The following is a 7,228-nucleotide window of genomic DNA, read 5'->3' on the forward strand; positions in this document are numbered from 1 at the left end:
CCCCCCGCATCAACGCACATCACCGGAGTATGAAATGGTCTCACTGCTTGCCGGCCTGACGATCCTGATCATAGGAGACAGCCACCTGGCAACCCCGACCTACCTGATCGAGTCGCTGCACGACGACCTGCTCAAGCAGGGAGCCAAGACGGTCCACACCATAGGCGTTTGCGGCTCGACTCCGGCGGAATGGCTGGCCGCGACGCCGGGCGCCTGCGGCGGCGCGGAGCGCGTCGGCAGCGCGCGGGCTGTCGTCAAGGGCCAGGCGGCCGCGACCGTACCGGTCGCGCAGTTGATCGCCAATGAAAAACCGGACCTGGTGATCGCCGTCTTCGGCGACACCATGGCGGGCTACACCAGGCCCGACTTCCCCAAGACCTGGGCCTGGCAGCAGACCACCTCGCTGGTCAAGGCCATCGCCGGCACCAAGACCAAGTGCGCGTGGGTCGGTCCGCCCTGGGGCAGCGAAGGCGGCAAGTACGGCAAGACCTACCCCCGCGTGCAACTCATCTCGAAGTTCCTCGAGGCCAACGTCTCGCCGTGCCGCTACATCGACTCGACCAAGCTGTCCAAGCCCGGCCAGTGGGCCACGGTCGACGGCCAGCACTTCACGCCCACGGGCTACCAGCAGTGGGGCAATGCCATCGCCCAGGCCCTGGCGAAACCCTAATCTTCACGGAACGATCATGTCTTTATCTGCACTGGCCGGCCTGAGCTTGCTGGTTCTTGGCGAGAGCCACCTCACCATCACCGGCAGCCTGATCGACACGCTGCACGACGACCTCACCGCGCAGGGCGCCATTGTCCACTCCATAGGCGCGTGCGGCGCCAGCGCGCAGGACTGGATGGTGAAGAAGCCGCTCGATTGCGGCGCCGACCGCGTGGGCAAGGGCAAGCCCGTCATCCGCGGCCGCGACGCCACCACCACGCCCATAGGCGAGCTGATAGCCGCCGAGAAACCCGACGTGGTGGTCGTCATCATCGGCGACACCATGGCTTCGTACGACAAGAGCGCCTTTCCCAAGACCTGGGCCTGGCAGACCGTCACCGCGCTGACCAAGGCGATCGCCGCCACCCGCACGCGCTGCGTCTGGGTCGGTCCGCCCTGGGGCACGCCCGGCGGCAAATACCAGAAGAACGATACGCGCGTGAAGATCATGTCGGGCTTCCTCGCCTCCAACGTTTCCCCGTGCGACTACGTGGATTCGCTGACATTCTCCAAGCCGGGCGAATGGAAGACCACCGACGGCCAGCACTTCACCGTCGCCGGCTACAAGGCCTGGGCGACGGCCATTACCCAGGCGCTGGCCAATACACCCGCCGTCAAGGAAACCGCAAAGAAATGACCCGCCTGACCGTCGCCGCGCTGGCCGCGGCTCTGACCGCGGCTGCCCATGCCGCCGAGATTCCTCTCTATCCCACCGGCCCGGCCGAGGATTCCGCCTTCATCCGCTTCGTCAATGCCGCCGCGAGCCCGCTGGAGGTACAGCCCAGCGGCGGCAATGCCAGGCTGTCGCTGCCCGACAGCAAGCCCGCTTCCGGCTTCATGGCGGTCGCGGCGAACAAGCCCGTCAGCGGCACGCTGGTGCGCGGCGGCCAGCGCGCGCCCGTGTCGGTGAATGTCAAACCGGGCGAATTCGCCACGGTGGTCGCCGTGGAAAAAGGCGGTCCGGTCGTGATCAAGGAATCGCCCGACGACTTCAACGCCATGCGGGTCTCGCTGGCCTTCTACAACGCCGACCAGGCGTGCGCCAACGCGGCGCTGCGCACCGCCGGCCGCAACATCGGGCTCTTCGACGCGGTGGCCGCCGGCCAGTCCAGGCGCCGGCTGATCAACCCCATCACGCTGACCGTGGAAATCACCTGCGGCGGACAGCCGCAGGGCGCGCCGCTCGAACTCGGCGCCCTGGAAGCAGGCCAGCGCTACACGGTGATTGCCGTGCCCGCCGCCAAGGGCACGCGGGCGCTGTTCGCCCACGACGCCGTGAGTCCTTAGGGAAGGCCCCCCCCTACGCGCTTACGCGCGCCCCCCAGGGGGCGAAACTGGCGGACCGGCGGAGCCGGATCCGCTGTTTCCTGGGTCGAGCAACATCCAGTGAAGCACTGACAAGAAGATAACAACGGATATACCCCATGGTTTTCGCGTCGCTGGAATTCCTCACGCTGTTCCTGCCGGCTTTCCTGTTCCTCTACGCGCTCACGCCCAAGGCGCACCGCAACGCGGTGCTGATGTTCTCCAGCTGGGTGTTCTACGGATGGTGGAGCCCGCTGCTGCTGATGCTGTTCATCGCGCTGATCCTGGTCGGCTGGATAGGCGGCATGGCGATCGACGCGACCCGCACGCCGCGCCAGCGCATGGGCATGCTGGCGGCTTTCATCGGCATCAACCTGGCGGTGCTGTGCTGGTACAAGTACGCCAACATCCTGGTGGAAACGCTCAACCAGGTCCTGGCCTGGCGCGGCGCCATGCCCATCGGGTGGGAAAAGATCGTCCTGCCGATCGGCCTGTCCTTCATCGTGCTGCAATCGATCTCCTACCTGATCGACGTGCAGCGCCGCGTGGTGCCGGCCGACCGCAGCCTGATCAACTTCGGCGCCTACCAGGCCATGTTCGTGCACCTGATCGCCGGCCCCATCATCCGCTACGACTGGGTGGCGCGCGAGCTGCGCGAGCGCACCGTGGACTGGCCGCAGTTCACGCAGGGCGCGCGGCGCTTCATGATCGGCTTCAGCATGAAGGTGCTGGTTGCCGACACGCTGTCGCCGCTGGTGCAGACCGCGTTCTCGCTGCCTTCGCCCAGCCTGGCCGACGCCTGGCTCGGCTGCCTGGCCTACAGCCTGCAGCTGTTCTTCGATTTCGCCGGCTACAGCGCCATGGCCATCGGCCTGGGGCTGATGCTCGGCTTCCACTTCCCCGAAAACTTCAACCACCCCTACCTGGCGCGCAGCATCCAGGACTTCTGGCGCCGCTGGCACCTGTCGCTGTCCAGCTGGCTGCGCGACTATCTCTACATCCCGCTGGGCGGCAACCGCAAGGGCGCGGTGCGCACCTACATCAACCTGCTGCTGACCATGGCCATCGCCGGCCTCTGGCACGGCGGCGACAATTGGAACTACCTGCTGTGGGGCATCGCCCACGGCCTGGCGCTGGCCATCACGCGGCTGTGGAACGACGCCGCGCTGCCCGATCCGCCGGAACTGCTGTCGCGCGTGCTGACGCTGCTGTTCGTCATGCTCGCCTGGACGCTGTTCCGATCCCATACGTTCGACTCGGCCCTGGCCATGTATGCCGGCCAGTTCGGACTGAACGGCTACGCCCTGGGCGACGCGCTGCGGGTGGAACTGAGGCTGGCGCATTTCCTGGCCCTCGCGCTGGGCCTGGCCTGCATCGTCTATCCGCTGCTCGATGCCCGGCTGGCCCGCGGCGGCCGGCCGGGATGGCTGCTCGTCTGGGACGGCTCCTGGCCCGTGGCGGGCTTCCTGCTCGGCTTCGCGCTGATCGCCAGCCGGGGGGCGGTGCCCTTTCTGTACTTCCAGTTCTGATCTCGGACGCTCGACCCCATGGACCAGACCTCCTCCTCCCCCGGCCCGCGCTACGTTCTAGCGGGCGTGATCATGGCGCTGACGCTGGCCGCCGGCCTGGCGTCCAACTTCTACGGCTGGTTCGTCGAGCGCGTGCCGCCGACGAAAACGCCTCCCACCTGGCCGGCCTTCGTGCAAGGCCAGGTCACCAACGAGGTGGCCGACTCCATGGCGAAAGCGCCGCTGCCGTCCAGCGCGGCCAGCCTCGAACGCGCGGCGAGCTGGCTCGCGGTGGGCGACTTGGGCCCGCGCGTGCGCCAGGGCTGCCACGGCTGGCTGTTCCTGGCCGACGAACTGACGCCCCATGCCGACGGCCCGGCCAACGGCCAGGCACGCGCTCGCGCCGCGGCCGCCCTGCGCGATCGGCTGGCGGCGCGCGGCGTCGCGCTCTTCGTTGCCGTCGTGCCCGACAAGACCCGTATCGCCGCCGACCAGTTGTGCGGCCTGAACCGCCCTGCCGCTTTTGCGCCCCGCGCCAGCGACTGGACCGCGGCCCTGCGCGCGGCCGGCGTGCCGGTACTAAACCTGGAGCCCGCGCTGCGGGCCGTGGGCGACGCGGCCTTCCTGCGCACCGACACGCACTGGAGCGAAGCCGGCGCGCAAGCGGCGGCGCGTGCCGTCGCCGATGCCATCCGCGCGCTGCCGGCCGGACGCGACGCACTGCAGCCACTACAGCGCTACGCCATCACCCAGGGCCAGCCGCAGCAGCGCGCGGGCGATCTCATCCGCCTGGCCGGCATCGACTGGCTGCCCGCCCGCCTGCTGCCGCCGTTCGACAATGTTCGGCCATCCACCTTCCGGAAGGCGGCGGATGCCGCCGCATCCCCGGACGGCGGACCCGACGCCGATGCCCTCTTCGGCGATGCCGGGCTGCCGCGCGTCGCCCTGATCGGCACCTCGTTCTCGCGCAATGCGAACTTCGTCCCCTTCCTCGCCGCCGCGCTCGAAACGCCGGTGGCCGACTACGCGCGCGACGGCGGCGAGTTCGCCGGCGCGGCCCATGCGTATTTCCAGAGCAGGGAATTCCGCGACACGCCGCCGCGCCTGGTGATATGGGAGATCCCCGAGCGCTCGCTGACCCGGCCGCTGGGCGGGGAGCCGGCCATGCTGCCGGCGCCTTGACGCGAAGTGCGGGTGCGCGCCGGCGTTACTCCACCTTCGCGCCCGAGGCCTTGACCACCGTTCCCCACTGCTCGACCTCGGTGCGGATGAACTGGCCGAACTCGGCCGGCGTAGTCTTGGCGGTGACCGCGCCCAGGTCCTTGAAGCGCTGCTGCATTTCGGGCTTGGCGAGCGCCTTCTGCACCGAGGCATTGAGCTTGTCGATCACGTCCTGGGGCGTGCCGGCCGGCGCGATCAGGCCGAACCAGGACGACACGTCGAACTTGTCGAAGCCCGATTCGACCATGGTCGGCAGCTCGGGCGCCGTGGCCGAGCGCTCGGACGTGGTCACCGCCAGCGCGCGCAGCTTGCCGGCCTGCACGTGCGGCCAGGCCGAAGGCATGTTGTCGAACATCAGCTGTACCTGGTTGCCGATCAGGTCGGTCAGGGCCGGCGCGCTGCCCTTGTAGGGAATGTGCTGGATGTCCACGCCCGCCCGCAGCTTGAACAGCTCGCCGGCCATGTGGATGGAGGTGCCGCTGCCCGACGAGGCGAACGAGATCTTGCCGGGATGGGCCTTCAGGTAGCTGACCAGTTCGGGCACGCTCTTGACGGGCAGCGAGGGGTTGACCACCAGGATGTTCGGCACTTTGATGACCAGCGCGATGGGCGCGAAATCCTTGGCGATGTCGAAGCTCAGGTTCTTGTACAGCGTCTGGTTGATGGCGCTGGTGACCGCCACCATGTAGAGCGTGTAGCCGTCGGGCTTGGCGCGCGCCACCAGTTCGGCGCCGATGTTGCTGCCGGCGCCGGGCTTGTTCTCGACCACGAAGCTCTGGCCCAGGTCGTCGCCCAGCTCCTTGGCGATGATGCGGGCCGCGACGTCGGTCGTCCCGCCCGCCGAAAACCCCACCACCACGCGTACGGCCTTGTCGGGATAGGATGCCGCGCCGGCTGCGCCGGACACCGCGAGCGCGGCCGCCACCGCCGCCATACGAACCGATACTGGGAGTTGCCTCGTCATGGGTACGTCTCCTTGGTGCATGCTGTTGTGAGCTCCGATTGCCCGGGCGGCCTCCGCCGCCCGGGCTCGCGCCCCCCGGACCGGGCCAGGGCTGGGTCTATGTCAACATCGCCGCCCGGCCCAGGGCTATTGTTGCAAACCCCAAGCATGCGCCATGCGGGCGATTCGCTGTATGCTGCGGCCGGACCGACCACTGGCGCATGCGATGACCGATCCTCACCACTCCCCCTACAAGAGCACCGGAGGCCTGCGGCGCGTGCTGCGCGCCTGGCGCTACTCCCTGCAGGGCCTGGGCGCCGCGCTCAAGCACGAAGCCGCGTTCCGCCAGGAGCTGGCGCTGGTCGTCGTCCTGGCCCCCGCCGCCATCTGGCTGGGCCGCGATGCCACGGAAGTCCTGCTGCTGCTGTTCAGCATGCTGCTGGTGCTGGTCACCGAACTGCTGAACTCCGCGATCGAAGCGCTGGCCGACGCGCTCTCGGTCGAAACCCATCCCTTGCTGGGCCGGGCCAAGGACCTGGGCAGCGCCGCCGTGATGCTGACGCTGCTGTTTTCCGCGGGCCTCTGGCTGCACGTCCTGATCGGCAGGTTCCAGGGAAACGCGTAGCAGAAGCCGTCCTCTACAATGGAGGCCTTCCGTCGATTCTCCGCCCTCCATCATGTCTTTCACCCGAAAACTGGCGCAGGCCTGGTCCGACTCCGGCTCCCTGCTGACCGTCGGCCTGGACCCTGATCCGTCGCGCTTCCCCGCCGAGCTGCGCGGCCGCGACGACCGTATTTTCGATTTCTGCCGCGCCATCGCCGACACCACCGCGCCCTACGCCTGCGCCTTCAAGCCGCAGATCGCGTATTTCGCGGCGCGCCGGGCGGAAGACCAGCTCGAAGCGCTATGCCGGCACATCAAGGACAAGCACCCCGGCATCGCGCTGGTGCTGGACGCCAAGCGCGGCGACATCGGCTCGACCGCCGAGCAGTACGCGGTCGAGGCCTTCGAGCGCTATGGCGCCGATGCCGTCACCGTGAACCCGTACATGGGATCGGATTCGATCGAGCCCTATTTCGCATGGCCGGACCGCGGCGTGATCGTGCTGTGCCGCACGTCCAACCCGGGCGGATCCGACCTGCAATTCCTGGAAACCGACGGCGAGCCGCTCTACCTGCGCGTGGCCGGCCTGGTGGCCGACAAATGGAACCGCCATGGCCAATGCGGCCTGGTGGTGGGCGCCACCTTCCCCGCCGAACTGGCCGCGGTGCGCGCCCGCATCGGCAACGACATGCCGCTGCTGGTCCCTGGGATAGGCGCCCAGGGCGGCGACGTGCAGGCCACGGTGGAAGCCGGCTGCAACGCCGCCGGCACCGGCATGATGATCAACTCTTCCCGCGCCATCCTCTACGCCAGCAGCGGCGACGACTGGCGCGAAGCCGCCGCGAGCGCCGCCCGCGACACCCGCGACGCCATCAACGGATTCAGGCCCCCCCCTACGCGCTAAGGGGAAGCCCACCCCCTACCCGCTTACGCGGGCC

General features: G+C 68.6%; 8 protein-coding genes. 7 read left to right on the forward strand and 1 reads right to left on the reverse strand.

Annotation, left to right across the window (positions count from 1 at the left end):
* The first annotated feature begins 34 nt into the window (after positions 1 to 34).
* From PIGHUM_RS13855 to PIGHUM_RS13875, 5 genes are all read left to right on the forward strand, one after another.
* Positions 35 to 670 carry an SGNH/GDSL hydrolase family protein gene (locus PIGHUM_RS13855; protein WP_124080147.1) on the forward strand — a complete coding sequence of 212 codons (636 nt, stop codon included), beginning with the start codon at positions 35 to 37 and terminating at the stop codon, positions 668 to 670.
* Positions 671 to 686: 16 nt separating this feature from the next.
* Positions 687 to 1,346: an SGNH/GDSL hydrolase family protein gene (locus PIGHUM_RS13860; RefSeq protein ID WP_124080148.1), complete on the forward strand. Its 660-nt coding sequence runs from the start codon at positions 687 to 689 to the stop codon at positions 1,344 to 1,346.
* Positions 1,343 to 1,996 carry an alginate O-acetyltransferase AlgF gene (locus PIGHUM_RS13865; RefSeq protein WP_124080149.1) on the forward strand — a complete coding sequence of 218 codons (654 nt, stop codon included), beginning with the start codon at positions 1,343 to 1,345 and terminating at the stop codon, positions 1,994 to 1,996. The genes PIGHUM_RS13860 and PIGHUM_RS13865 overlap by 4 nt, the downstream gene beginning before the upstream one ends.
* 137 nt (positions 1,997 to 2,133) lie before the next feature.
* On the forward strand, positions 2,134 to 3,543 hold the full coding sequence (locus PIGHUM_RS13870) for an MBOAT family O-acyltransferase (RefSeq protein WP_124080150.1): 1,410 nt from the start codon (positions 2,134 to 2,136) through the stop codon (positions 3,541 to 3,543).
* A gap of 18 nt (positions 3,544 to 3,561) precedes the next feature.
* Positions 3,562 to 4,704 carry an alginate O-acetyltransferase AlgX-related protein gene (locus tag PIGHUM_RS13875; RefSeq protein ID WP_124080151.1) on the forward strand — a complete coding sequence of 381 codons (1,143 nt, stop codon included), beginning with the start codon at positions 3,562 to 3,564 and terminating at the stop codon, positions 4,702 to 4,704.
* Between the two features lie 25 nt (positions 4,705 to 4,729).
* Here PIGHUM_RS13875 and PIGHUM_RS13880 read toward each other — a convergent pair whose 3' ends face one another.
* Complete coding sequence (locus PIGHUM_RS13880; RefSeq protein WP_124080152.1) at positions 4,730 to 5,707, reverse strand: tripartite tricarboxylate transporter substrate binding protein; 978 nt, start codon at positions 5,705 to 5,707, stop codon at positions 4,730 to 4,732.
* 193 nt (positions 5,708 to 5,900) lie between these two features.
* On the opposite strand from PIGHUM_RS13880, the gene PIGHUM_RS13885 reads away from it, so the two are divergent.
* Both PIGHUM_RS13885 and pyrF read left to right on the forward strand, forming a co-directional pair.
* A complete protein-coding gene (locus PIGHUM_RS13885; RefSeq protein WP_425466726.1) occupies positions 5,901 to 6,311 on the forward strand; it encodes a diacylglycerol kinase in 411 nt (136 codons plus the stop codon).
* A 52-nt stretch (positions 6,312 to 6,363) separates the two neighbouring features.
* Positions 6,364 to 7,194, forward strand: a complete 831-nt coding sequence (pyrF, locus tag PIGHUM_RS13890) for an orotidine-5'-phosphate decarboxylase (protein WP_124080154.1) — start codon at positions 6,364 to 6,366, stop codon at positions 7,192 to 7,194.
* The last annotated feature ends 34 nt before the right edge of the window (positions 7,195 to 7,228 follow it).

Source organism: Pigmentiphaga humi (genome assembly GCF_900606115.1).
Taxonomy (GTDB): Bacteria; Pseudomonadota; Gammaproteobacteria; order Burkholderiales; family Burkholderiaceae_B; genus Pigmentiphaga; species Pigmentiphaga humi.

Coding starts and splice junctions, on each gene's coding strand:
- pyrF (WP_124080154.1), top strand. CDS start 6,364: ATGTCTTTCACCCGAAAACTGGCGCAGGCCTGGTCCGACTCCGGCTCC.
- PIGHUM_RS13865 (WP_124080149.1), top strand. CDS start 1,343: ATGACCCGCCTGACCGTCGCCGCGCTGGCCGCGGCTCTGACCGCGGCT.
- PIGHUM_RS13860 (WP_124080148.1), top strand. CDS start 687: ATGTCTTTATCTGCACTGGCCGGCCTGAGCTTGCTGGTTCTTGGCGAG.
- PIGHUM_RS13870 (WP_124080150.1), top strand. CDS start 2,134: ATGGTTTTCGCGTCGCTGGAATTCCTCACGCTGTTCCTGCCGGCTTTC.
- PIGHUM_RS13875 (WP_124080151.1), top strand. CDS start 3,562: ATGGACCAGACCTCCTCCTCCCCCGGCCCGCGCTACGTTCTAGCGGGC.
- PIGHUM_RS13855 (WP_124080147.1), top strand. CDS start 35: ATGGTCTCACTGCTTGCCGGCCTGACGATCCTGATCATAGGAGACAGC.
- PIGHUM_RS13880 (WP_124080152.1), bottom strand. CDS start 5,707: ATGACGAGGCAACTCCCAGTATCGGTTCGTATGGCGGCGGTGGCGGCC.